Annotated in this window: 20 protein-coding genes; 7 read left to right on the top strand and 13 right to left on the bottom strand. The window is 55.6% G+C overall.

The window, feature by feature from the left end:
• Positions 1-12 precede the first annotated feature (12 nt).
• The 3 genes from H1D41_RS06780 to gatB form a co-directional block, all read right to left on the bottom strand.
• Complete coding sequence (locus H1D41_RS06780; protein WP_228848183.1) at positions 13-447, bottom strand: DUF4177 domain-containing protein; 435 nt, start codon at positions 445-447, stop codon at positions 13-15.
• Between the two features lie 643 nt (positions 448-1,090).
• Positions 1,091-2,866: a LuxR C-terminal-related transcriptional regulator gene (locus tag H1D41_RS06775; protein ID WP_228848182.1), complete on the bottom strand. Its 1,776-nt coding sequence runs from the start codon at positions 2,864-2,866 to the stop codon at positions 1,091-1,093.
• A gap of 211 nt (positions 2,867-3,077) precedes the next feature.
• Positions 3,078-4,589, bottom strand: a complete 1,512-nt coding sequence (gene gatB / locus H1D41_RS06770; protein WP_228848181.1) for an Asp-tRNA(Asn)/Glu-tRNA(Gln) amidotransferase subunit GatB — start codon at positions 4,587-4,589, stop codon at positions 3,078-3,080.
• Between the two features lie 159 nt (positions 4,590-4,748).
• Between gatB and H1D41_RS06765 the strand changes: the two genes are divergently transcribed.
• Positions 4,749-5,333, top strand: a complete 585-nt coding sequence (locus H1D41_RS06765) for a transglycosylase SLT domain-containing protein (protein WP_228848180.1) — start codon at positions 4,749-4,751, stop codon at positions 5,331-5,333.
• Between the two features lie 9 nt (positions 5,334-5,342).
• Here H1D41_RS06765 and H1D41_RS06760 read toward each other — a convergent pair whose 3' ends face one another.
• The 3 genes from H1D41_RS06760 to H1D41_RS06750 all read right to left on the bottom strand — a co-directional run bounded on the left by H1D41_RS06760 (position 5,343) and on the right by H1D41_RS06750 (position 9,662).
• Complete coding sequence (locus tag H1D41_RS06760) at positions 5,343-5,870, bottom strand: hypothetical protein (protein WP_228848179.1); 528 nt, start codon at positions 5,868-5,870, stop codon at positions 5,343-5,345.
• Between the two features lie 268 nt (positions 5,871-6,138).
• Positions 6,139-8,682 carry an aminopeptidase N gene (pepN, locus tag H1D41_RS06755; RefSeq protein WP_228848178.1) on the bottom strand — a complete coding sequence of 848 codons (2,544 nt, stop codon included), beginning with the start codon at positions 8,680-8,682 and terminating at the stop codon, positions 6,139-6,141.
• A 167-nt stretch (positions 8,683-8,849) separates the two neighbouring features.
• Entirely contained in the window at positions 8,850-9,662 is an 813-nt protein-coding gene (locus H1D41_RS06750; RefSeq protein WP_228848177.1) for a hypothetical protein, read from the bottom strand.
• A 287-nt stretch (positions 9,663-9,949) separates the two neighbouring features.
• Here H1D41_RS06750 and H1D41_RS06745 point away from each other — a divergent pair, with 287 nt between their 5' ends.
• From H1D41_RS06745 to H1D41_RS06735, 3 genes are all read left to right on the top strand, one after another.
• On the top strand, positions 9,950-12,094 hold the full coding sequence (locus tag H1D41_RS06745) for a malate synthase G (RefSeq protein ID WP_228848176.1): 2,145 nt from the start codon (positions 9,950-9,952) through the stop codon (positions 12,092-12,094).
• Positions 12,095-12,097: 3 nt separating this feature from the next.
• Positions 12,098-12,526: a GlcG/HbpS family heme-binding protein gene (locus H1D41_RS06740; protein ID WP_107497579.1), complete on the top strand. Its 429-nt coding sequence runs from the start codon at positions 12,098-12,100 to the stop codon at positions 12,524-12,526.
• Positions 12,527-12,658: 132 nt separating this feature from the next.
• A complete protein-coding gene (locus H1D41_RS06735) occupies positions 12,659-13,417 on the top strand; it encodes a gamma-glutamyl-gamma-aminobutyrate hydrolase family protein (RefSeq protein WP_228848367.1) in 759 nt (252 codons plus the stop codon).
• 672 nt (positions 13,418-14,089) lie between these two features.
• On the opposite strand, the gene H1D41_RS06730 is transcribed toward H1D41_RS06735, so the two are convergent.
• Together H1D41_RS06730 and H1D41_RS06725 are read right to left on the bottom strand one after the other, a co-directional pair.
• The gene (locus H1D41_RS06730; protein WP_228848175.1) at positions 14,090-16,330 is read right to left on the bottom strand and encodes a xanthine dehydrogenase family protein molybdopterin-binding subunit; all 2,241 of its coding nucleotides are present in this window, start codon (positions 16,328-16,330) and stop codon (positions 14,090-14,092) included.
• 3 nt (positions 16,331-16,333) lie between these two features.
• Positions 16,334-16,795, bottom strand: coding sequence for a (2Fe-2S)-binding protein (locus tag H1D41_RS06725; RefSeq protein WP_228848174.1), 462 nt, complete (start codon positions 16,793-16,795; stop codon positions 16,334-16,336).
• 90 nt (positions 16,796-16,885) lie between these two features.
• Between H1D41_RS06725 and H1D41_RS06720 the strand changes: the two genes are divergently transcribed.
• On the top strand, positions 16,886-17,497 hold the full coding sequence (locus tag H1D41_RS06720; protein WP_228848173.1) for a TetR/AcrR family transcriptional regulator: 612 nt from the start codon (positions 16,886-16,888) through the stop codon (positions 17,495-17,497).
• Positions 17,498-17,618: 121 nt separating this feature from the next.
• Here H1D41_RS06720 and kynA read toward each other — a convergent pair whose 3' ends face one another.
• Genes kynA through kynU form a run of 3 tightly spaced genes read right to left on the bottom strand, consistent with a single transcriptional unit; the run spans position 17,619 to position 20,142 of the window.
• The gene (gene kynA, locus H1D41_RS06715; protein ID WP_228848172.1) at positions 17,619-18,464 is read right to left on the bottom strand and encodes a tryptophan 2,3-dioxygenase; all 846 of its coding nucleotides are present in this window, start codon (positions 18,462-18,464) and stop codon (positions 17,619-17,621) included.
• Positions 18,465-18,472: 8 nt separating this feature from the next.
• Complete coding sequence (locus tag H1D41_RS06710; RefSeq protein ID WP_228848171.1) at positions 18,473-18,991, bottom strand: GNAT family N-acetyltransferase; 519 nt, start codon at positions 18,989-18,991, stop codon at positions 18,473-18,475.
• Complete coding sequence (kynU, locus tag H1D41_RS06705; RefSeq protein WP_228848170.1) at positions 18,949-20,142, bottom strand: kynureninase; 1,194 nt, start codon at positions 20,140-20,142, stop codon at positions 18,949-18,951. The genes H1D41_RS06710 and kynU overlap by 43 nt, the downstream gene beginning before the upstream one ends.
• Before the next feature lie 342 nt (positions 20,143-20,484).
• Here kynU and H1D41_RS06700 point away from each other — a divergent pair, with 342 nt between their 5' ends.
• Together H1D41_RS06700 and H1D41_RS06695 are read left to right on the top strand one after the other, a co-directional pair.
• Positions 20,485-22,056, top strand: coding sequence for a Re/Si-specific NAD(P)(+) transhydrogenase subunit alpha (locus tag H1D41_RS06700; protein WP_228848169.1), 1,572 nt, complete (start codon positions 20,485-20,487; stop codon positions 22,054-22,056).
• Positions 22,057-22,069: 13 nt separating this feature from the next.
• A complete protein-coding gene (locus tag H1D41_RS06695; protein WP_228848168.1) occupies positions 22,070-23,596 on the top strand; it encodes an NAD(P)(+) transhydrogenase (Re/Si-specific) subunit beta in 1,527 nt (508 codons plus the stop codon).
• Positions 23,597-23,666: 70 nt separating this feature from the next.
• Here H1D41_RS06695 and H1D41_RS06690 read toward each other — a convergent pair whose 3' ends face one another.
• Together H1D41_RS06690 and H1D41_RS06685 are read right to left on the bottom strand one after the other, a co-directional pair.
• Positions 23,667-25,355, bottom strand: coding sequence for a flotillin family protein (locus H1D41_RS06690; RefSeq protein WP_228848167.1), 1,689 nt, complete (start codon positions 25,353-25,355; stop codon positions 23,667-23,669).
• A 47-nt stretch (positions 25,356-25,402) separates the two neighbouring features.
• A complete protein-coding gene (locus H1D41_RS06685; RefSeq protein WP_228848166.1) occupies positions 25,403-26,089 on the bottom strand; it encodes a YqiJ family protein in 687 nt (228 codons plus the stop codon).
• Positions 26,090-26,116 lie beyond the last annotated feature (27 nt).

Genomic DNA, 26,116 nt, shown 5'->3' with positions numbered 1-26,116 from the left:
TCTGCGCAGTGACTATTCTGCGTCTGTCTTCTTATTCTCAACAGGGCTTTCGTCGCTTTTGGCCAATTCCATGGCTTCGTCAGCCAGGGCTTCTGCTGAGGGCGCGTCCTCTTTTGTCGTGGTTTCCGCCGGAACCGGGGCCTGAACACGGCGCAGGACCGGTGTGTCTGGCAGGTCGGCTTCGCTTTCCGCAGCGGCGGGTGCAGATTCGTCCGCGATCTCGCGGGCAAAGACCAGCATATTCATATATTGGGTGGATTTCTTACCCATCGCACTGCGGCTGTCGCAGGGCAGGGTATCGCTGCGCTGATATTGCCAGCCTTCAGCACCCAGTTCGTTCATCACGTCCATCAGGGCAGAGGCGAATCGCGCATCGGTGCCGCGGACACCTTTGGCCTTGATTCCTTTGGTTGGGGCTGGGACGACTTTATATTCAAAAGCAGACATTGATTTCTCCGGCAGTGTGCAGCTTCGCCGGGCTATCACATGACAAAGGGAACTGTCTAAGGAAACGACAGCAAAATGTTTGCGAAATCTGATTTGTTGCGGTGAGAACGCATCCTGAGGCAGGGAAAGGGAAACAATCCGGGAGCGCTGACGCAACTTCAGAATCAAGATGTGTGGGAAATCCGGATTTCTGAAGTTGCTTCGGCCAGGACAGGGCCTTCAGCGTCAAACCATACGAATGTGGTTGCGCCCAAACAAAAAGGCGCAACCACGAATGTGATGACTTAACTCGTAAACACAGTACTGATAACACTCACCGCTACTGTAGAATCTTTATGCCATAGCGCTATGTGCCGGCGCATACCCCAGATTGGGTAAAAGGTTTATAATTCGCTAATTATGGTCGCCATCCGGAAGGGGCGTTTGTCCGACGACAGAGAACAGGTCTGTTTTGATCCCGGACTGTTCCAGCCTGAGCAGCATGCCAAAGTAATTGTGGCCGTGCCCGAAAAACGGGCACGGCCACAGAAAAGACGATATTACTCATAAACACAGCACTGTTAACACTCACCGCTACTGCCCCTTGATATTGCCATGACTCGGCTTTCCGGCGCGTACCCCATATGGGGTAAAGGTGCGGGTTTTATCTGAACTGGCCAATCTTTTTCAGCACTTTGTCCCAGTGGCTGTAAATCAGCAGCTGTCCAGCACCTTCAATAAGTTCATAGCTGACCCAGGGATGATCCCGGAAGAAGGGTTCAATGATCTCCATCGTGGCCTGGCCGTCCAGTGTGCCATTGATGAAATGTACGGGTAGCTTACCTTCCAGGGCGCAGAATTCGGCATGCCAGCCCTTTATTTCCTCGGAAATTGTCCGTGTGAAAGCCTTGTGGGCGGAATGTGTGTCCGACAGGCAGATCTGAATGCCTGTTGTCACAGCTTCCCAGATTTCCGGATCGTTGAACTGTTCCTTATCCGCCGGTGAACGATGGTAGACATGTTCCAGGAATTTACGTTGCCCGTATTTGCGCGCCATGAGAAAGCCGGTTTTGACTGTGAAGGTCAGCAGATGTGGTGTGTAGCGTGCGCAAACCAGAAGGAAACGCTGCCAGAGATCCATGTGGTCATATTCGCCTGGGGAATCAGGGGGCGGCGTACCTGCAACCGCAATCAGGCTTTGCATGACGCCCGGGTAATACTTTTCGATATGGGCGGCGAAACGCACATCAGCGCACAGCGAGACCACATGGCATTTTTCGATGCTTTCGGCCTTCAGAACATGCACGATGTCATCCACAACGCCGCGGGTGAAATCGGTTTTGTCAGGCAGCGGGCTGCTGTTGCCATAACCCGCCCGAATGGGGGTGATGATGCGAATCCCGGCCTTCCGGGCGGCCTGTTCACCGGATTTGGGCCAGCGGGACATGCCAATTTCAACATGAAGGTGAATGACAGGGGTGCCACTTGGGTCGCCCCAGGTCAGATAATCCAGCCGTCTCCCGTCCGGGGTGTTGATTGTATGCAGTTTTGCGGCACCGGAAGCGTCCGGATTACCCGTGTAACCCCGGCTCCAGGCCTCTGTTGTCTGCTGGCCCGTCACAGCAAAGCCGGTCATATCCATCATGGAAAGAATAAGGCGGATCAGTTCCACCTGAGATCGCGTTTCTGTTTTTGCCAGGATGGATTTGATCTGGGCGCGAATGGTATCGACAGATCGCCCGCGCTGTTCCGCAATATCTTTGATTGAACAGCATTCAATCAGCATACGTACGATTTCAACTTCGGTTTGGGTGAAGTTGAATGCTTCTGTCAGGATGCCATCAAACGCAGGGGGCCATGCCAGTTCTGAGGTCGCAACAACAAGGCACTGGGCGCCATCCTGTAGTGTGCGACGCCGGATGTGGAACACGATGAAATGCCCGAGATCTGAAGATCGCACGCGGAAGAGTGATATGTTTGAACCGCGTCCGGCCAGCATATTCCGCATTTGTTTCAGAAGGTTGGGCAGGTCATCCTGATCTACTGGTAAAGCGGCAGCCGGTGCACCTTCAGTGACGCCAAGTGACGCTTGTGCCCCGGAATTTGCGGTGCTGACCGTCAGATCGCTTTCGATCAGGAAAGCCGCTGCCATGTCGAAATATTCGATCAGGGTCTGGCGTTCATTCGGAGGTTCCAGAGTATTGGCATAGCGTTCGAGAAACCGGTCAGCACGGGCAATATGTTCTTCCATCGCACTGTCATTCAACAGCACGATTTTCTGCTGATCTGCAGTCGCACGCAATGGATTGACCAATGTATTCCATTGCTCAAGCATTTCAGAAGCGCGCCCGGGGTCCATGGCCACTTCATACAATCGATCGATCAGCACATCGCGACCGCCTTCAGGCGGAGCGGCTGTGCCGTTTTTTGTCTTACTCACTATGTCCACACTTCCGATAAGCATCGAAATTTGCTGCGGGCCTGTCCTGCCACGCTGCATTTTTTGTGTTTATCAGGGAAATAATTTTGCCGAAAGTTAAACTCTGAACAATGCGGTTCACTGTTGTCAGAGAACCATAAGAGTCTGTGCAAAAAAGAAGAGCTGGCAACCTGTGATTGCCAGCTCTTGGTGTTGATACTCTTTGGAAGGCTTACAGCGCCAGTTTTTTGCTGACCAGTTGGTTCACCACCGCCGGATTCGCTTTGCCACCGGTTGCTTTCATCACCTGACCGACAAACCAGCCCGCGAGTTTTGGGTTCGCCTGTGCTTTTTCAACCTGGGCGGGGTTGGCCGCGATGATTTCATCCACAGCAGCTTCAATCGCGCCAGTGTCTGTCACCTGCTTCATGCCGCGGGCTTCAACGATCTCTGCCGGATCGCCACCTTCGGTATAGACGATTTCAAACAGATCCTTTGCGATTTTGCCTGAAATATCGCCCTTTTTGATCAGCGCGATGATGCCGCCAAGCTGCCCCGGGTTGACCGGGCTGTCCTGGATGGTTTTGTCGTCTTTCTTCAGGCGGCCAAACAGTTCGTTGATCACCCAGTTCGCCGCCAGTTTGCCGTCGCCGGCTTTGGCGACTTCTTCAAAGAAGTCCGCGTTTTCAACTTCAGCGGTCAGAACGGATGCGTCATAGTCAGACAGGCCAAAATCACCCATGAAACGGGTTTTTTTAGCGTCTGGCAGCTCAGGCAAAGTCGCCGCGATATCGTCAACCCAGCCCTGTTCAATTTCCAAAGGCAGAAGGTCTGGACAAGGAAAATACCGGTAGTCATGCGCTTCTTCTTTGGAGCGCATGGAACGGGTTTCGTTCTTGTCCGGATCATACAGGCGGGTTTCCTGATCGATCTTGCCACCGTCTTCGATAATCGCAATCTGACGGTTGGCTTCGACCATGATCGCCGCCTGAATGAACCGCATAGAGTTCATGTTCTTGATTTCACAGCGGGTGCCGAGATGGCCAAAATCACCGGTTTCTGCGAACTTCTCGTACTGCCCGGGTTTGCAGACGGACACGTTCACGTCTGCGCGCATGTTGCCGTTCTGCATGTTGCCATCACAGGTGTCAAGGTAACGCAGGATCTGGCGCAGTTTGCCAACAAATGCAGCGGCTTCTTCAGGGCTGCGGATATCCGGGCGGGACACGATTTCCATCAGGGCAACGCCTGTGCGGTTCAAATCCACAAATGACATGGTGGGATCCATGTCGTGGATGGATTTACCGGCATCCTGTTCCATGTGGATACGTTCAATGCGGACATTGCGCGCGACACCTTCTTCCAGTTCCACCAGGACTTCGCCTTCACCGACAATCGGGTGATACAGCTGAGAAATCTGATAGCCCTGCGGCAGATCCGGGTAAAAATAGTTTTTGCGATCAAAAGCGGAAAACAGATTGATTTCAGCTTTCAGACCAAGGCCCGTGCGCACGGCTTGTTCAATGCAGTATTCGTTGATCACAGGCAGCATGCCCGGCATGGCCGCGTCAACAAAAGCCACGTTGGAATTGGGTTCATTGCCGAATTTGGTGGACGCGCCGGAAAACAGCTTTGCTTCGCTGCTGATCTGCGCGTGGATTTCCATCCCGATTACAAGTTCCCAATCGTCGCGCATACCAGCGATCACTTTGGGTTTCGGGGCTTTGTAGGTAAGATCAAGCATTCGGTCCGGGCCTCTTAATACGTTACGCTTCTTCTATGTCAGCCAGGCTCCGGGGGCAAGAGCCCGCGCAGAGTGGGACAGACTGTAATCGGGGGTTGCCCCATTCCGTGTGGGCGTAAAAGATGTCACCCTGTGTGGAACGTGGATCATGGGGTGAATATGCGTAAATCAATGACTTTTGCAGCTTGTCTGTTTCTGGCGGCCTGCGGCGGTGGGGATGAACCTGTGTCACGCGAGACACCAACAGGTTTACCAGACCTGCGCTGGAGCCACCTGGCACAGGGGGATACCTGGACCCGGGCCTCTCTGGCGGCAATTGAAAACCATGGTCAGGCACTGGTTCAGATGGTGCCTGGTGATGCCGCAGTATGGTGTCCGGATTATGAAAATCAGGCCTCTGAGGGACGCGCGGCCTTTTGGGCCGGTTTGCTATCAACGCTTGCCAAACACGAAAGCACCTGGAACCCGCAGGCTGTCGGTGGCGGAGGGCGCTGGTTTGGTCTGGTGCAGATCACGCCTGCGACGGCACGGGGCTATGGATGTGAAGCCCGTACAGGTGAAGCCCTGAAAGACGGCGGAGCCAACCTATCCTGCGCGGTTCGTATCATTGCGCATACCGCTGTGCGGGACGGGGTGGTGTCTGAGGGCTGGCGCGGTGTCGCTGCCGACTGGGGACCGTTTCATTCACAACGCAAGCGCGAAGATATGATCGCCTGGAGCCGGGCGCAGCCTTATTGCAGCTGAGGCGTGGGATCAGCGAATGTGGAAGGCGCGTTTGACATCTTCAAGCGCGTCTTTCTGATTGTCGCTTAATCCGTTTCCAGCGGCGGCAATGGCCCCCAGGATATCCATCAGCGGTTCAAAGCTATCGCCGCCATTAAGCTTGAATAATTTGCGTGAAATCCGCGCAACGGCTTGTCCGGGCGTGCCACATTCTCCGACAAACCAATGGCCCAGAACAGTCAGTTCAGCCGCATCTTTTTGCGGCAGGGTCAGACTGCGGGAAAGCCCGCCTTCCAGTGCCATACGCTGCTCAGAGGTCGGCAGTTCATCCAGTTCAAGGAAAGCGGCGGCCAGGGCTGCAACCGCAACATCCGGGTCTTCAATCGATTCCACCGGATGAATGTTTGCGCGGCGTCTGAACCCAAATCGCCGTGCCGCCAGACGTACATCATTGGCCGCATTGGCCAGATCTCCTGCGATATCGACGGTATTCCTTGCGCGGTTGAACCAGAAGTAAGCGACCATGGCAGCACTGATAAGGGCAAGAAGAATGGGCATAATATATCCTGATTTCAAGAAAGATATCAGAAAACTGCCCGATCAGCCCAACCGGTGCAAGGCCATAATATCGAGGTCCGTTACTCATACCCTGCCGGTAGCCTGAGGCGATTTGCGCAAATCGACTGGCAGACTCAGACCTAGCCTACTTGATAACCATACGGACACTCTCTTTTAAACAAAACAATTTCACTCTTATGCGATCAACCTATGCGAAACCAATTGCACGCCTAAGGGGAAATGTGCTGCATTTTTCCCGCTTTGATTTTCAGGCCTTCAGGATCCGCGTCACCATTTCCCCAAGGTTCCGGCTAAGATCCGGCGCGCCGTTGATACGCTTCAGTGCCGCGCGGGCCTTTGCCTGACGATCGGCGTCATAGCGTTTCCAGGTTTCATAACCCGTGGACATGCGGGCAGAAATCTGGCCGTTGACCGGATCAAGTTTAATCAGCCAGTCCGCCAGAAGGTTGTAACCACTGCCATCCGCCTGATGGAAACCGGCGTGATGCATCATCATGGCGCCAAAGACCGCACGGAAACGGTTCGGGTTCTTCCAGTTGAAGTCTGCATCTTCGGACAGGCGTTTCGCGGTGGCGACACAGTTTTCCGGGCTGGCATAGCCGACCTGCAGGCCAAACCATTTGTCCATGACCAGGCGATCATGCTGCCATTGTTCGCGGAAGGTTGCCAGTTCATCGGTGCCTTTTTCCACTGACAACAGACAGGCAAGCGCAGACAGTTGTTCTGTCATATTGCCCGCCGTCGTATAGGCCGCCTTGGCTGCCGTGCCGCCGTCGATCTGTGACAGATAGGCCAGGGCCACGCCATGCAATGCGCGCTTACCAGCGTGTTCCGCATCCGGCGAATAGGGGCCAGGGGTTGCCATTTCCGCCAGCAAGCGTGGCCAGACGTCCTGCAGATGCTGGGCGATTGCCTGTTTCAGGGCTTGATGGGCACGCCAGATTTTATCCGGGTCCGGCGTGATACCGCGGGCGGCCAGGGTTGCGGCAATATCATCCTGGGCTGGCAGGCCAAGGGCCAGGGCGCGGAAAGCGGGATCAAGGCTGTGATCACGGGCAACAGTGGTCATGCCATCAAGCAACCCCTGATCCGGCGTGCCGCCCTGTGTCATAGCAATCAGGCAGTCTTTTGCCAGCGCCTGGCCCGCTTCCCATTTGTTGAACGGGTCGGTGTCATGGGCCAGCAGGAAGGCCTGTTCTTCTGCCGAAGTTTCGCGTTCCAGTACCACAGGGGCCGAGAACCCGCGCAGGATGGACGGTACGGGTTTCGCGCTAAGGCCTTCAAATGAAAAGCTTTGTGTCGTTTCTGCCATCTCCAGGATCTGGGTTGGAAGGACCTCATTCCCATTGGGGTCCAGGAGACCTACGGCGATCGGAATCACACGCGCAGGCTTGTCATCCTGCCCCGGTGTCGGGGCGGTTTCCTGGGTGAAGGTCAGCGTATAGATGCCATTGTCAAAGCTGTCCGCCACTTTCACATGCGGCGTGCCTGCGTCTGTGTACCAACGCTTAAACTGAGTCAGATCACGGCCTGTTGCATCTTCAAACACCTGCAGCCAGTCTTCAATCGTCGCAGCGTCGCCGTCATGGCGGTCAAAGTAAAGATCCAGCGCTTTTTTATATCCATCGTCGCCCACCAGATGCTTCAGTATATTAATCACTTCGGCGCCTTTTTCATAGACGGTGACGGTGTAAAAGTTATTGATTTCAACAAACTGATCCGGACGCGGTGGGTGCGCCAGCGGGCCGGAATCTTCGCGGAACTGGCGGCTGCGCAGGGTGACAACATCGTTAATACGTTTCACCGCATGACCACGCATATCGCCGGTGAACTGCTGGTCGCGGAAGACGGTCAGACCTTCCTTCAGGCACAGCTGAAACCAGTCACGACAGGTGATGCGGTTGCCGGTCCAGTTGTGGAAATATTCATGGGCGATGATGGCTTCGATGCGTTCGAAATTCGCGTCGGTTGAGGTTTCCGGGCTGGCAAGAACTACGGCAGAGTTAAAGATGTTCAGTCCTTTATTTTCCATCGCCCCCATGTTGAAGTCATCCACCGCAACAATGTTAAAGATATCAAGGTCATACTCGCGCCCGTAGACTTCTTCATCCCAGATCATGGACTTCTTCAGGGCTTCCATGCCGAAGGCGCATTTCCCTTCATCCCCGGGACGTACCCAGAGGTTCAGCTCAACATCACGCCCGGACATGGTTTTAAAGCTGCCCGGATAGTTGCGCAAATCACCGGCGACGAGGGCGAAGAGGTATGCAGGTTTGGGCCATGGATCGTGCCATTCGGCCCAACCTTCGCCGCTGTCCGCAGGGTTGCCGTTTGACAGAAGAGCGGGGTTATCCCCTTCAATTCTAACGGTAAATACAGACATCACATCCGGGCGATCCGGATAGAAGGTGATGTTACGGAACCCTTCGGCCTCGCACTGTGTGCAATACATGCCGTTTGACATATAAAGCCCTTCCAGCGCTGTGTTGCCCTGTGGATCAATCTCGACCTCACATTCCCAGGTGAAAGCGGTATCCGGCACGTCACAACGCAACCCGCCTTTGACCAGATCAGGCGCCACATCCGCACCGTCGACCTTCGCCCAGTGCAGGTTAAGCCCTTCACCATGCAGGAAAAAATCACGGGATGAGCTGTCAGGGTTTGGCGCAAAACGAATGCGGGAGATCACGCGGGTTGTCGTCGGGGCCAACTTAAATGTCAGATGCACATCTTCCACGATAAAGCCAAAAGGCGTGTAATCTGAAAGGTAAATGGTTTCCTGAATGGTCATGATGTGCTCCTGCAATGCTAACGAATTTGTAGCGCATCCATGGGGCAGGGCAAGGGGCGAATATCATATGCACAAAGCATGCACATGTTATGCACAACTTATGCATATCGGGCGTGCGGTGGGGGGAAGGCGGTGTTAACGTCGAGAAGTCTGGTGTAAGAGGTTCTCTACTTCGGAGTTTCAGATGTTTTAGCTGTAGAAACTCCCAAGGCAATTGTGAGTTCTGAGTGGCATCCATTGCACTGCCAATGCTCGTTCAGTTTGAGGTCCTTTTCCCATATCAAGGAGATTTCGTCGCAATCCTCTATGGGACATTCGATCTGGTGTTGACGTGGTTCAAAAGTCACTTTCTTTGCGTCTACTCTCGCCATCGTGTAGCTCGCAGAGCAGTTCCAGCAATACACAATTCGTTTTTGCATTTCGGTGGGTAAAGATCTTTTGATTTTATTTCCACACTCAGCGCACTCATAGTTGCCCTGCAAAGAAAACCGGGCATTCCACACCGGGGAGCTTAGAGCGTCTTCGAGAGCAGAGACTATCTCATTGCATCGTTTGCGCAGTTTTTTATAGTCGTGCTCTTTGCCGGCCTCCAGTTGATGAATTGTTGGGGTGTGTAAGTAGGAACCAAGTGCATCATAGTGTTTTTTTAGTGTTTTTAAATTCAGGACCCGATCTGTTCCCAGCATTCGCATAACTTCTGGTGTGCCTCCAGGGTAAGGTTCTTCACCACAAGATAAAGTGGTGTCTTGGTCCACATGTGGATTTACTTCCAGCATGCGTTCCATCAGTTTTTTGGGTTGCCAGGTTTTCATGACCTCTGGTCCCAGTTCGTCAGAATATTTTTTTGAACGATCGTAGGTGATGCTTTCAAGAGCCATACGAAGTTTGAGCGCAGCAAATAGCAGGTTATCATCTTCTTCACTGGAAATAAGGCACTTTGCTGAATTGCACAAACTGCGTGCGGTGTTTCGATAATCCATTGAGGTTTCCTGAGTAGAGGTTTCTTTAAGCGAAAATTTCTTGTTTCTTACTATCAGCCGGAGGAACAAATTTAGTGTGCCAACGATACTCAAAGTGCAGAGAAAGTAAAACACCGGTTCCGGGAATTCTATTGAACTGCTTGTTGCCGAATAATTCTCCAGATTATCAAATCCGCCAGGAAAGCTTTTCGCTGCGTCATTGGTAAAATGATCTGACCATTGGATTGTCTCGCAGAGGAAACTTTCGTATCAACTCGGGGAATTGTGAAATCCTGAGGAAATCTCCCATGCCCGCATCTTCCAAGTCCACATATATCGAGAAATCCGGCCTGAAGGTCGACAGCCAGGTTGTTGAATTTATCGAAGGCAATGCGCTGCCGGGCACGGGTGTGACGGCGGATGATTTCTGGGCGGGCATGTCAGATCTGATCAACGGCTTTGGGGATGAAAACCGCGTGCTTCTGGCGAAACGGGCAGAGATCCAGGGGCAGATTGATGCCTGGTATAAAGAACAGGGCGATGCGGCGCTGGACCCTGCCGCACAGGAAGCCTTCCTGCGTGAGATCGGTTATCTGGTGCCTGAGGGTGAAGATTTCGCGATTGAAACCGCGAATACCGATCCTGAAATTGCAAAAGTTGCGGGGGCACAGCTTGTGGTGCCGGTGATGAATGCGCGCTATGCGCTGAACGCGGCGAATGCCCGTTGGGGCAGTCTTTATGATGCGCTGTATGGCACGGATGCGCTGGGCGATCTGCCAACAGGCAAGGGCTATGATGCGGAACGCGGCGGGCGTGTGATTGCCTGGGGCAAGGCGTTTCTGGATGATGCTGTGCCTCTGGCAAGCGGATCCTGGGCGGATGTCACTGCGATCAAAGCGGGTGCTGATTTGACCCCGGCGTTGAAAGATGGCGCAGGCTATGCCGGCTACATCGGGGCGGCGGAAGCGCCTTCTGCAATTGTTCTGAAAAACAACGGCTTGCACATCATCCTTGATATTGATGCAAGCACGCCCGTGGGCGGTGCTGACCCGGCGGGCATTTCTGACATCCGCATGGAAAGCGCCATGTCCGCAATCATGGATTGCGAAGATTCCGTGGCTGCGGTGGATGCCGAGGATAAGGTTCTGGCCTGGGGCAACTGGCTGGGCCTGATGCGCGGCGATCTGACCGAAGAAATCAGCAAAGGTGACAAGACCTTCACCCGCGCCCTGAGCCCGGATCTTGAGGTCACAACACCTGCGGGCACTACAGAGACCCTGAAAGGCCGCGCGCTGTTGCTGGTGCGCAATGTGGGCCATCTGATGACCAACCCGGCGGTTCTTGATGTTGAGGGCCGTGAAGCGGGCGAGGGCTTCCTTGACGCGATGGTGACGGTTCTGGGTTCCATGCATGATCTGGCGCGTGACGGCGGGAATTCGGTTCATGGATCCGTATACGTCGTGAAGCCAAAGATGCACGGGCCGGAAGAGGTTGCTTTCACCGACCGCATCTTTACCCATGTGGAAAAGGTCCTGGGCCTGCCACAAAACACCGTGAAGATCGGTATCATGGATGAGGAACGCCGCACATCCGCCAACCTGAAAGAATGTATCCGTGCTGCGAAATCCCGGGTTGCCTTCATCAACACAGGCTTCCTTGATCGCACCGGCGATGAAATCCACACCGCCATGGAAGCGGGCCCGATGATCCGCAAAGGTGATATGAAAGCCAGCCCATGGATCGCGTCTTATGAAGATCGCAACGTTGATATTGGTCTGGCCTGTGGTCTGTCCGGTAAGGCGCAGATCGGCAAGGGCATGTGGGCGATGCCGGATCGCATGAAAGAGATGCTGGACGTGAAGATCGGTCACCCGAAATCCGGCGCGAACTGTGCCTGGGTGCCATCGCCAACCGCCGCAACTTTGCATGCCACGCATTATCACAAAGTGGATGTTTTCGCGCTTCAGGCTGATCTGATCAAAGGCGGAGCACGTGGCACATTGTCAGATCTTCTCAGCGTGCCTGTGGCGCGTGGCCAGAACTGGTCACCTGAAGACATCCGCGAGGAAATTGAAAACAACGCTCAGGGTATTCTTGGTTATGTTGTGCGCTGGGTGGATGCCGGTGTTGGCTGTTCCAAAGTGCCGGATATTCACGACGTTGGCCTGATGGAAGACCGCGCGACCTGCCGGATTTCATCACAAGCTATGGCGAACTGGCTGCACCACGGTGTGATCACGGAAGATGAAGCCATGGCGGCAATGCGCAAGATGGCGGCGATTGTCGACGGGCAGAACGCGGATGACCCAAGCTATAAGCCAATGGCACCCGGTTATGATACGGTCGCCTTTAAGGCGGCCTGTGATCTGGTGTTTAAGGGGCGCGTGCAGCCATCCGGCTATACGGAACCTGTGTTGCATGCCCGCCGTCTTGAGGCGAAAGCAGAAGGATAAGACATGACTGAAATTACAATGGATCAGGCGCAGACCATGATGAAAGTCGCGCTGGAAAAAGGCCGCGAGATGGGGCTGAAGCCGCTCTCGGTGGTGGTGTTGGATGCGGGCGGGCACGTGAAAGCGTTCCTGCGTGAAGACGGTGCGGCCCCTGGTCGTTTCCCCATCGCCCATGGCAAAGCTTACGGTGCCGTGATGCTGGGCATGGCGGGCACAGCCCAAATGGCGCGTGCCGAACAGCAGGCCTATTTCATGGCAGCGGTGAATGGCGTTTACGGCGGTCAGGTTGTGCCTGTGCCGGGTGGTGTGCTGGTGCGTGATGCGGATGGTGCCGTGATTGGCGCAGTTGGCCTGACCGGCGACACATCAGACAATGACGCGATTGCGGCGAAGGCCGGAATTGAGGCTGCTGGTCTGACTGCGGAAATCTGATCCGCACTTCATAATACCTTTAAAACGCACAGGTCACGTAGCGGACTTGTGCGTTTTTGCGTTGTGAAACCTCTCGACCCACTCAGGCGCACAGGTTAGATTGGCAGGCAATTCATTTACCTCAGGAGAGAGATCTTGCGCCCGGTCATCGGTATCATTTCCAATTTTTACGAGCTGAACGATCAATATCCGGTCTACGCCGCCGGAACCATGAACACAGAGGCCATCGCCCGTGTGTCAGGCTGTATTCCCCTGATCGTTCCTGCAATCCCCGATTACGGCAGTATTGATGATCTGATGGCGCATTTTGATGGGTTTGTTCTGACCGGCGGGCGCCCGAATGTGCATCCGGAAGAATACGGCCATGAAGAAACCGAAGCCCACGGTGAATTTGACCGCAACCGCGATCGCCTGGTACTGCCGCTGGTGCGCGCCTGTGTTGAGGCGGGGCAGCCGGTAATGGGCATTTGCCGGGGTTTTCAGGAAGTGAACGTCGCCATGGGCGGCACGCTGCACCCGGAAATTCGCGAACTTGAAGGTCGCCAGAACCACCGTATGCCGCCTGATGGCACTTTAGAAGAAAAGTTCGAACTGCGCCATGAAGTGGAAGTGTCCGAAAACGGCCCGTTCCATAACATGTTCGGCGCAAAACGCGTGCTGACCAACACACTGCACGGCCAGGGCATCTGCCAACCCGGCCCGCGCATTGTGATTGACGGGCGCGCCGATGACGGCACTCCGGAAGCGATCTATGTGGAAAACGCCCCGGGCTTCACCATGTCTGTGCAGTGGCATCCCGAATGGAACACGGAAAATGATCCGGTGTCGAAACCACTGTTTGAAGCCTTCGGTGATGCCGCACGGGCGTTTAAGGCGGGGCGGGCAGGCTGAAGTGAATGAAAACCGCGCAGTTATCATACCACAGGACGTTCCCGGCAACGCCTGTAAGTTCCTGGGCCGGGGCACGGTTTTTCGCGTGGCATGTCCGGTTTACTGACAGCGGGCAACCGCAACGCCCTTTTCAGAGTGGACACCCATTCCTGGATCAGCGTCGCTTGTGGTGTTTGCTGGATGTGCATTTTAACGGGGTCGACCTTCGGTTTGCGATGCCGGAAGAACTTGACCACTTCCTCTCCGTGATGAAGCAGAACCCGCTCCCATCTGGTTCTCGCCTGCCCAATGGTACACGTATTGGACGCCCCACGCGCCACTGGCTGGCAAAGCTGCCTGCGCGGGCGAAACCCTCCCGTTTCAGGAAACCGCTCTGTCAATATCTTCGCAAGGAACAACAGGTGCTTAAGTTTCGGGAGTTTTATAAGGCAACACCTGTCAGGTTCGATTTCCCTGATGTGTTCGACAGCTTTCAGGAAGCATAGGCCTTCGCGTTTTCGTCCTGATTTCCTCTTGCCTGAAATATCCCGGGGGAGACAGCGCAGCTGACGGGGGCTGGCTCCCTCCGATATTGTCTCGCGAAAAATCAGGCACGCGAAGCGTGCCCGGCCCAACAGGTTGCATTCGTAAGAATGATAACCTGGCGGGAGCATTCCCCCGCCAGGCACAATATCAGTATTTGAAATCAAATGTCTTGTTCAGCGGCAGCTCACGGGCGCGGGTGCCGGTGAGGTCATACAAAGCATTGGCAAGCGCGGGGGCAATCGGTGGTGTGCCCGGCTCGCCTGCGCCACCAAGATGTTTCTGACCTTCAAGGATCGCAACTTCCACCTCGGGCATTGTATGCATGCGGGTAGCGTCGAAATCCGGGAAATTGAACTGCTCAACCTCGCCGCCAGAGAAGGTGATCTCCTCATAGATCGCAGCCGACAGGCCATAAACCATGCCGCCAGACATCTGGGCTTTCACAATTGACGGATCAAGTGCTGTGCCCATGTCACAGGCAATCCAGACCTTCTTCACGTGAATGCCACTGTCCTGCTGCACGACCTCAACCACCTGGGCGACAGGGGTGCCAAAGCTATAGGCAAAGCCCACGCCCCGCCCGACACCCTCGGGTGTTTCGCCGGTCCAGCCGGACATGTCGCGCACTTTCTCAAGGCAGGCGGCGCCTTCGGGGAATTCTTCGCGCATATGTTGCAGGCGGAATTCCAGCGGATCGACACCGGCGGCATGGGCCATTTCATCCATGAAACTGTCCTGGAAGAACGCGTTGAAAGAGGCCGCAACAGAGCGCCAGGCCCCCACCGGCACATCCACATCCGCGTGGTAGCCACGCACCCGGTGGTTCTCAATCGCGTAGGGCGCGTTAAACAGCGCATCCACATGGCCTTTGTCAGGGCCGCCTGCTTCGAAATCCATCCAGCGTTTCATGATCTGAACCGTGGTGGATTGGGCAGAGACCTGACCATCCAACAGCACCGCGCGCCCATCCTGCACAGCACCCTTCATGCGGGCCAGGGCACCGGGACGGTAGAAGTCATGGCGCATGTCTTCTTCGCGTGACCAGGTCAGCATGACCGGCGTGTCGGGCATCAGTTTCGCCAGGCGTGCGGCATAAACGGTGTAGTCAAAATCCCCCCGTCGCCCAAAGCCACCGCCCAGGTAAGGCGTGTGCAGAGTGACGTTTTCTTCCGCCAGACCCACTTCGGTTGCCGCGTGCTGACGGTGCAGCATCGGCCCCTGGTTGCCGGACCAGATTTCCAGGTGATCGCCTGTGTAAAGCGCGGTTGTGTTCAGAGGTTCCATCGCCGCGTGGGCGAGATAGGGCACCTTATAGCTGGCCTCAACCGGGGTGCTGCCTTCGGGCGCACCAGTCCCTGCATCGCCATCGTCGCGCATGGTGGAATTGGCTTCCGTATCAAACCCCTGTTCAATGCGCGCAAAGATCTGATCGGTTTTATTCGGGTAGTTTGCCGCACCCCAGGTGATATCAACCGCCTCTGCCGCCTGCATAGCGATCCAGGTGTTGTTGGCGACCACAGCAATTGCGTCGCCCAGGCCATAGACGCCTTCGACACCGGGCATGGTCAGGGCGGCGGCCGCATCAAAGCTGGTCATGCCGCTGCGGCGTGGGTTGGCGCGCAGGGCTGCGAATTTCAGACCCTCAGGGCGTACATCCATGCCGTATTCTGCGGTGCCCGTGGCTTTGGCAGCCATGTCGACACGGGGCATGTTTTTACCGATGTATTTCCATTCACTGGCCGGGCGCAGTTCGGGTTCAGACAGATCCATCTGGCCTGCTTCTGCTGCCAGTTCAGTATAGGCAAGCGCCGTGCCATCCGGTGCAATGACCTGGCCGTTTTCGGTTTTCAGATCGGCTTTTGCAACGCCCAGGCGCGCGCTTGCTGCGTCTTTCAGGGCTTCCCGGGCCGAGGCACCAGCCAGGCGCATCTCGGTAAACCCGTCTTTCATGGCAGAAGACCCACCGGTCACCTGCATGTTCAGAACCTTGCCAAGCACCCCCAGAGTTTCCCCCAGAGCATGGGCGAAATCGCCACGATCATAGCCTTTGCCGGGCAGGACTTCCCCCAGAAGCGCGCTGTTGTAATAGGCCTGCGCGGGCTGGCCTTGCAGCACCTTTACGTCTTCAAGCCGTACATCCAGTTCTTCGGCAATCAGTGCGGCAAGGGTTGTGCGCGATCCCTGACCCATTTCCACGTGTTTCGCGATCAGCGTGACGCCGTTCTGATCGATCATCACGAATGGGTTAAAGGCCGCGCCACCTTCCGGTGATTTCAGGGGGTTTTCGGCGGGGCGGCTGACATACCAGGCGCCAAAGGCAGCACCACCAACAATAGCGGCGGAACCGATCAGGAACGTCCGGCGGGCGATTTTCTTGAAATTGGCCATGGATCAGCCTCCGATCTTGCTGGCGGCGTCATGGATGGCGGCGCGAATACGGGGGTAGGTGCCACAACGGCAGAGATTGCCCTGCATGGCGTCATCAATATCCTGGTCCGTCGGCTTTGGATTTTGTTGCAAAAGGCTTGCGGCCTGCATGATCTGGCCGGACTGACACCAGCCACATTGTGCCACCTGATGATCAACCCAGGCCTGCTGCAGCACGGCCATGTTATCGGGTGTGCCGAGGCCTTCAATGGTGGTGACTTCACCCCAGATATCGCCCAGACGCACCTGACAGCTGCGTTGCGATTCGCCGTCAATATGCACGGTGCAGGCCCCACAGGCAGAAACGCCGCAGCCAAACTTTGTGCCGGTCATGTTGAATTCATCCCGCAACACCCAGAGCAGGGGCACATCTTCGGGCAGATCGGTTTCAAGTGTCTTGCCGTTTACAGTCAGTCGGGTGGCCATTGCTTCCTCCGGTTCAGCTTTCTGACATTATTGCCGTAAAGTGTCAGTGTGTCAATTGACATTTTTTGTTAAAACTGTCAGAGGTGGAGCATGACGACTGACACCCCGAATATTCCCCGTGCCCAAAGCCTTGATCCAAAGGTGAAATCCATTCTTGAGGCCGCGTTCACCTGTTTCATGAATTACGGGGTGCAGCGCACATCTATGGCGGATATTGCGAAGGCTGCGGGCATGTCCCGTCCAGCGTTATACCTGCATTTTCCGAATAAAGATGCGATCCTTGAGGCCTTGATTTCCGGTTATTTCACTCAGGCTGCGGCCGACATGGCTGATGCGTTGCGTCAGGCCGGGAGTGCTGCGGATTGCCTGTTGGCTGCGATGCTGGCCAAGGATGGTGAGGTTATCGAAAAGATGATGCTGACCCCCCATGGGCCGGAACTTCTGGATCTGAAACAGACCGTTGCCCGCGAGGTGGTGGCTGCGGGTGAGGATCAGATGCGGGCGGTGTTTGCTATCTGGGTGAAGGAAGGTGTTGCAGCCGGAAGCCTTACGCTTGCGCGCACATCCGGAACGGCGGAAGGCTTTGCCAATACGTTGTTGCTGGCGCTTCTGGGGCTGAAGGCCGGGTTTACAACCATTGAAACTTACCGCGAAGGGCAGCGTGTGCTGGCCGAAAGCTTTGGTGCAATGATTGAAGCCTGAGGACGTGGGGGCCAGCCCCCACACCCCCGGAGTATTTGTGGAAGGTGAAATGGGTTAACGTTTTTTTAACCCATTTTTGTTCATCAAATATCCCGCAGGGACGGGGGTTGGCCGCTGACCTTTACAGATCTGTGCGCAGGTGCCAGAGTTCCGGGAAGATTTCCACATCCAGCATTTTGCGCAGGTAAGACGTGCCGGAGGTGCCGCCAGTGCCGCGTTTGAAGCCGATGATACGTTCCACAGTTGTCACATGGTTGAAACGCCAGCGGCGGAAGTAATCTTCAAAATCCACAAGCTTTTCTGCCAGCTCGTAAAGCTCCCAGTATTTCTGGGGATCTTTATAGACAATGGCCCAGGCCTGTTTGACCGCATCGGATGGCTGATACATTTGCGTCAGATCACGCGACAGGACGACATCTGGCACGGCAATGCCGGAACCGGCGAGGGCGCGCAGGGCCACATCGTAAAGCGAGGGCTGTGTCAGCTCTGCACGCAGGGGCGTGACATATTCTTCGCGGTGTTCATGGGGTTTCAGCATGGCGGGGTTGCGGTTTCCGACCATGAATTCGATCAGGCGATATTGCCAGGATTGAAAGCCCGAACTTTGCCCCAGGGTTTCGCGGAAGGTCGTGTAATCTGACGGGGTCATTGTGCGCAGCACATCCCATGCGGAATTCAGCTGTTCAAAGATCCGCGCCACGCGGGACAGCATCTTAAACGCCGGGCGAGTGTCGCCTGCCAGCAGCAATTTTCGCGCCGCCTGAAGTTCATGGATCGCAAGGCGCATCCACAGCTCGGACGTCTGATGCTGGATAATGAACAGCATTTCGTCATGGGCGTCAGATATCGGGTTCTGGGCGTTCAGGATCGGATCCAGCGACAGGTAGTCAGAATAAGACATCCGCCCGTCAAAGCGCATCTCGGCACCGTCATCTTCCGGGTTAAAAGGGCATTTTGCGTCAGTCATTTGGGGCCTCACAAGGCAAGCGACATGCGGAACCTTTCGATTTCCACACCATCGCGGGTAATGATTTCCGGGGCCACAACCTGCCAGCCGTTCTTCGCAAAGAAGGGGCGGGCAAGGTGGCTGGCCTCGGTGGTGAGCTGGGTTAAGCCAGCCCCACGCGCCCATTCAAGCAAGAGGTCATAGAGATTTTGCGCCAGACCGCGACCCATCCAGCCGGGCCGCACAAAGGCACGATCCAGGTGGCCGTTTCGTTCCATCGCCATGAAGCCTTCAATCCGTCCCGCGCAGTCAGGATGTTCAGCCACGAAGGCAACCATATCAAGCATCTGATCCGGGGTCTCAGGGCGGAAAGCATCCGCTGGCGCCCAGGCCGCACGTTGTTCTGATGTATAGGCACGCGCAGCACCGTTGCGTACGGCGTCATAATAGACGTCGAACCCCGCGCGGCGGTCACTGCTGCGATATGGGCGCAGGATGAGATCACTCAGGTCACACGGCTTTTGATCTTGTATTCCGGCTTGTCCCACAGGTCGTTCTCCATCACGTCTTTCAGGATTGACACTGCGCCGTCTACATCGCCTTCGTCAATGTAAAGCGGGGTGAATCCAAAACGGATAATATCCGGGGCGCGGAAGTCACCGATCACGTTGCGGGCAATCATGGCCTGCATGATGGCGTAACCTTCCGGATGCGCGAAGGACACCTGACTGCCGCGATCATCGGCATTGCGGGGTGAGGCGAGTTTCAGCGTCGGGCAGCTTTCTTCAACGCCCGCGATGAATTGTTCACACAGCGCGATGGATGCCTTGCGAATATCGTGAATGTCGACCTGGTCCCAGATGTCCATCGAGGCTTCCAGCGCCGCCAGTTGCAGGATGGGCGGAGTGCCGACGCGCATACGTTCGATCCCGGCACCGGGGCGGTAATCCAGATCAAAGGCGAAAGGCGCATCATGGCCCAGCCAGCCGGACAGGGCCGGGCGTGCCACATCCTGGTGACGCGGGGCGACATAGATAAATGCCGGGCCACCGGGGCCGGAGTTCAGGTATTTATAGGTACAGCCCACCGCGAAATCCGCGTTGCAGCCGGCCAGATCGACGGGCAGGGCACCGGCGGAATGGGCAAGATCCCAGATGGTGATAATGCCAAGGGCCTGGGCCTTTTCCGTCAGGGCTTTCATATCATGTTTACGGCCGGTGCGGTAATCAATCTCGGTCAGCATGAGAACGGCGATGTCCTCAGACAGGGCGGCCTCAACAGCTTCCGGGTCCACAGTGCGCACCTCATAATCTGCGCCCATGGTTTTGCACAGGCCATCCGCCATATAGAGATCGGTTGGGAAGTTGCCATTGTCAGACAGCACAACCTTGCGTCCCGGGTTCATTTCCAGGGCAGATGCCACCGCCTGATAGACTTTGATCGACAGGGTGTCGCCCATGACAACGGACCCTTTCTCTGCCCCGATCAGCCGCCCGATACGATCGCCAATATCGGTGGGTTTTGCCATCCAGCCCGCTTTGTTCCAGCCGGTGATCAGCATATCGCCCCATTCATCGGTAATGGTGCGTTCGACTTTCACTGCGGTCGCCCAGGGCATAGCCCCCAGGGAATTGCCGTCCAGATAAATCATGTCCTCAGGAATGTGGAACATGGCTTTGGTTTTTGCAAAATCAGACATCAGACTTCCCCTGGCCGGGCGATGGCCCGTGCACGCAATTGTTTTATGTATAAAACATATTTACGCGCCAGATAGCAAGCCTCTGCTGATTTTCCGGGCTTTGCCCTGGAGGGGTATAAAAGTAAATCTGGATCGCCCCGGGAGGAAGCGTAATCCCAGTGGGGAAAATGCGACAATTTTCCCCGCAGAAACGCGACGCGTAACATCCTCACAGTTGTGTCAGGCTGTTGTGAAATATTGTTACCCACGTTAAGCATGCCGGGACTGAAAAATGTCGCTGTGAGGGACTATCTTGTCGCAGAGATGATTTTTCCGGAAAGTTGCAGGAATAGGGGAACAGGTTTGAAAATCGGAGCACCAAAGGAAACATTTGCCGGGGAAGCGCGCGTTGCCATGACGCCGGATTCGGCAAAACAATTGCAGAAGCTGGGCTATGACTGCGCCATTGAAAGTGGCGCGGGCGAGGCAGCGGGCTTTTCCAACGCTATGTATAAAGAAGCGGGCGTTGAGGTTCTGAAAACCGGCGCGGCGCTGTTTAAGGCCTGCGATATCGTCGCCAAAGTGCGCCAGCCGGACGCGACCGAGCTGAAACGCCTGGATAAAGGTCAGACGCTGATTTCCTTCTTTAACCCTGCGGCCAACGACGAGGGTATGGAAGCGGCGAAAGCCAAAGGCGCAAACGTGATTGCCATGGAAATGGTGCCACGTATTTCACGTGCTCAGAAGATGGATGCGCTGTCGTCCATGGCGAATATCGCGGGTTATCGCGCGGTGATTGAGGCGGGCAACAACTTTGGCCGCTTCTTCACAGGCCAAATCACCGCGGCGGGCAAAGTGCCCCCAGCGAAGGTTCTGGTTGTGGGTGCGGGTGTTGCAGGTCTGGCTGCAATCGGCACCTCTACAAGCCTTGGCGCGATTACATTGGCGTTTGACGTGCGGCCCGAAGTGGCTGAGCAAGTTGAATCCATGGGTGCTGAATTTGTTTACCTCGATTTTGAGGAAGAACAGGCAGATGGCGCGTCATCTGGTGGATATGCGTCAGTGTCCAGCCCTGAGTTCCGCGAAGCACAGCTTGCAAAGTTCCGCGAACTCGCACCAGAAGTTGACATCGTCATCACCACGGCCCTGATCCCGAACCGCGAAGCGCCAGAGCTTTGGACCGAAGATATGGTCAAAGCGATGAAGCCAGGTTCCGTGATCGTCGATTTGGCAGCAGAAAAAGGCGGCAACTGTAAGTTGACCGTGATGGATGAAAAAATCGTTACCGACAATGGCGTGACTATTGTCGGTTACACCGATTTCCCATCGCGCATGGCGGCCCAGGCCTCGACCCTTTATGCGACCAATATTCGCCACATGATGACTGACCTGACCCCTGAAAAAGACGGTCAGATCAATCACGACATGGAAGACGACGTGATCCGCGGCGCGACTGTGACGTTTGAAGGTGAAATCACCTTCCCGCCGCCCCCACCAAAGGTGCAGGCGATTGCAGCGCAGCCGAAGGTCGAAGTCAAAGAACTGACGCCGGAAGAAAAGCGTGCGGAAGAAGTTGCGGCGTTTAAGAAAGAGACCCGCAATCAGGTGACTTTGATCGGGGTAGGTGCGGCGTTCCTGCTGGCGGTTGGCCTTGTCGCCCCGGCAAGCTTCATGCAGCATTTCATCGTGTTCGTGCTGTCGGTCTTTATCGGCTTCCAGGTGATCTGGGGCGTGGCGCACAGCCTGCATACACCTCTGATGGCGGTGACAAATGCGATTTCCTCCATCGTGATCCTGGGCGCTTTGATGCAGATCGGATCGGGGTCTTTCCTTGTGATCCTTCTGTCCGCGCTTGCGGTCTTCATGTGCGGGATCAACATTTTCGGTGGCTTTATGGTGACACGGCGCATGCTCGCCATGTTCCAGAAATCTTAAGGGGGCCGGATAGATGGATTACGGTTTTACAACAGCGGCTTATGTTGTCGCGGCGGTTCTTTTCATTCTCTCCCTTGGGGGACTCTCCGGCCAGGAAAGCGCAAAGCGCGCGGTCTGGTACGGGATTGCGGGCATGGCGCTGGCGGTGTTTGCAACGCTGGTTGGTCCCGGTTCCGGCCTGTGGCTTTTGACGATCATTCTGATCGCAGGCGGTGCGGTGATCGGCTGGCAACTGGCGAATAAAGTGCAGATGACCCAGATGCCGGAGCTTGTGGCGGCGATGCACTCACTCGTTGGTCTGGCGGCGGTGTTTATCGGCTATAATGCGCATATTGAGCTGGCGCGTGTTGCGTCAATTTTCGCTCAGGCAGAAATCCCTTACCTGGAGTATCCGTGGGCTTACTCTCTCTATCCACCGCTTGAAGGCGAAGCTGCTGCACTTATGAAAAGTCGTGAAGCTTTAGTGGGTATTTTTGACGGGTTCTCTGCCCTTCTTGCAAAAAAGACTCCTGTTGAGATTGCCATCCTGCGGGTGGAGCTTTTCCTCGGTGTCTTCATCGGTGCGGTGACCTTCACCGGTTCCGTCATTGCCTATGGCAAACTGGCGGGCAAAGTGAATTCCAAGGCGGAAAAACTGCCCGGTGGTCACATGTTGAATGCGGGCGCGGCTGGCGTGTCTGTGCTGGCGCTGATCTGGTATTTCAACACGGGCGGTTTCTTCCCGCTGTTCCTGATGACGCTTGCGGCACTGTTTATCGGCTATCACCTGATCATGGGCATTGGCGGCGCGGATATGCCAGTTGTTGTGTCTATGTTGAACAGCTATTCCGGCTGGGCAGCTGCGGCGATTGGTTTCTCGCTTGGCAACGACCTGTTGATCGTTGTGGGCGCGCTTGTGGGCTCCTCCGGTGCGATCTTGTCTTACATCATGTGTAAGGCGATGAACCGGTCTTTCATCTCTGTGATACTGGGCGGCTTTGGCGGCACCACGGGCCCTGCGATGGAAGTGGAAGGTGAACAGATCGCGATTGAAGCGGATGGTGTTGCATCCGCGCTGGAAGACGCTGACAGTGTGATCATCATCCCGGGGTACGGTATGGCGGTTGCCCAGGCACAGCAGAATGTGGCGGAACTGACCCGTCGTCTGCGGGCCAAAGGCAAGAACGTGCGCTTTGCGATCCACCCGGTTGCGGGGCGCCTGCCAGGCCATATGAACGTGCTGCTGGCGGAAGCCAAAGTGCCTTATGACATCGTGATGGAGATGGATGAAATCAACGATGATTTCCCGGAAACCGACGTGGCGATTGTGATTGGGTCTAATGACATCGTGAACCCGGCGGCCCAGGAAGATCCGAACTCCCCAATCGCGGGTATGCCGGTTCTGGAATGCTGGAAAGCCAAGCAGGTGTTTGTGTCTAAGCGTGGCCAGGGCACCGGGTATTCCGGCATCGAGAACCCGCTGTTCTTCAAGGAAAACACCCGGATGTTCTATGGGGATGCAAAGGCAAGCCTTGATCAGCTGTTGACCATGATCAGCTGACGCATCAGAAATGCTGACAAAAGAAAAGGCCCGCGATTTCGCGGGCCTTTTTGTGTTTTTTCTGGGCGGTTTATTGCGCCGGGGCTTCTGTGGCGGTTTCGGCCGCGGGCGTTGGTGCTTCCTGCGTTGCGTCCGCTTCCGGTGCGACATCCAGCACATCATTGGCTGCACCTGCCACGCCGTTTTCAAGGCTCAGGCCCAGTTCCTTGCCAAGCGCCTGCATCGCGGGCATCTGAAGCGCCATGCCAAGGACAGAGTCCAGCGCCTGGTTCACCGGGGTGCCGCCTGATGCAGCGCCGCCATTGCCGGTTGCCGCATTGCCCATACCGGTCACCTGATGGATCTTGATGCTGTCGATCTTCTCAGCCGGCTTCACCATTTCAGCGATGATCGCAGGCATGGCTTCCAGTTGTGCCAGGCGGATCTTCATGGCGATGATTTCCTGGCTTAGCTCATTTTCAGAGTTGGCAATCGCGGTCTGACCTTCCGCAGTTGCCAGCAGGTCGGTTTTCTTGGCTTCTGCGCGCACGGTGATCGCATTCGCGTCCGCCTGGGCCTCTTCCAGTTTCGCCGCCGCACGGTCACTTGCTGCTTCTTTCTCGGCCTCAGCAGCCAGTCGAACAGCGGTTGCCTGACGTTCCGCATCTTCCTGCGCCTGGATCAATGTGATCTGCTTGCGACGTTCAGCTTCGGCAACGGCACGCGCGGTTTCAATCGCTTCTGAAGCTTTCTTGGCCTCTGCGCGGGCGTTGTCCGCTGACGCACGTGCCTGGCTTTCTTCTTCGGATTTACGCGCGATGATGATCTGGCGTTCCTGATCGGCAACTTCCAGTTCACGTTCTTTGGCGATTTCGGCTTCCCGAATGGTGCGTTCACGTTCAATTTCAGAAGCACGAACAGCGCGTTCACGTTCAATCCGGGCCTGTTCTTTGGCCTGATCAGAGGCCTCCTGGTTGCGGGCGATTTCCGCTTCCTGGCTGGCCTGCAGGGACTGAATTTCTTCAATCTGTGCGATATGCGCCTGCTGTTGTTCGCGATCAATCTGGTATTTGCGCTTTTCAGCTTCCATTTCTGACTGGGCCACAGCAACATCTGCTTCTGCCGTGATTTCAGCGCGTTGTTTGCGGGATGTCGCAATCACAGCTGCCAACTTCTGCATACCAACCGCGTTAAAGGCGTTGTTTTCATCCAGCGATTCAAACGGTGTCTGGTCTAGGGCCGTCAGAGACACGGCTTCCAGTTCCAGACCGTTTTTCAGCAGATCTTCAGAGATCGCGTTTTGCACTTCCTGCACAAAGCTTGCGCGGTTTTCATGCAGCTCGTCCATGGACATCTGGGCGGCAACCGCACGCAGGCCATCTACAAGTTTACCTTCGATCATTTCACGCAGCTGATCGACGTGGAATGTACGATCGCCCAGGGTTTGCGCCGCACGGGAAATGCCGTCCTCGGTCGCATTCACAGACACATAAAATTCTACACCCACATCGACACGCATCCGGTCTTTGGTGATCAGGGATTGTTCATTCACCCGGGCCACTTCCAGACGCAGTGTTTTCATGTTCACTTTGGAAATCTCATGCAGGAAAGGCACAACAATTGTGCCGCCATCCATGATGACTTTGCGGCCACCGGAGCCGGTTTTCACAAGGCTGGTTTCACGGGTTGCACGTTTGTAAAGCCGCGCCATGATCATGCCTATAAACAGCAAGAGGCCAACGATACTGCCTGCAATGATTGCAATAGAGGTCAGGTCCATAAAGAACTCCTTCAGAAATGTAAGTTTTTAACAGGGGCGCGACGCGTTCAGATCACATAGAACCTGTCGCCGCGCTTCCGGATCAGTGTGACATCGCTGCCCTGTGGGAAAACACCATCGTCTTCCAGGGGCTCCACCCGCAGATAATGCAGGTTGCCATGCCGGTCTTTGATTTTGGCTTCCGCCGATCTGCCACGTGTGGCGGTGCCCTGGGTGATCACACCGCGATGCCCGCCGAGAAACCTTGTGCGCATCGCAGTGGTTTCTGTTTTCGGCATGATCAGGGCGACCTGATTGGCGATGATACGTGTAACCGCCAGAGCAGGCAGCAGTGCCGCAAACACAGCAAGAGATGTGAACAGGGAAACCCCCAGCACAGCCATTGCGATGCTTTGGATGATCAGGCCGGACAGGCCGAACATCGTCAGAAAGGACACAAGCCAGATCAGGAAGGGCACATCCTGAATGCCAAGCCAGCCCAGGAAACCAGAAGGTGCAGCGGACATTTCAGCCATATCCGCATCCACATCCGGGGCGTCCAGATCAATATCCATGTCCATATCAGTGGACAAATCAAAATCTGTATCTACATCAATGTCAGGCCCTTCGCCGCCCATGCCCAGAAAACTGCCGCCGATGAGCGACATGAGAATTTCCAGAATGAACAGGCCGGCAGTCACAGCCAGCGCAATGGCAAACGGCCAGGAGTTCGGAGCGAGAAATGTTTCGATCATTGGTGTCCTTTCGGATTATATATAGGT

The sequence above is a fragment of the Halocynthiibacter styelae genome (assembly GCF_016123485.1).
In the GTDB taxonomy this organism is placed as follows: Bacteria; Pseudomonadota; Alphaproteobacteria; order Rhodobacterales; family Rhodobacteraceae; genus Halocynthiibacter; species Halocynthiibacter styelae.
This window is presented reverse-complemented; position numbering and strand designations above follow the sequence as displayed.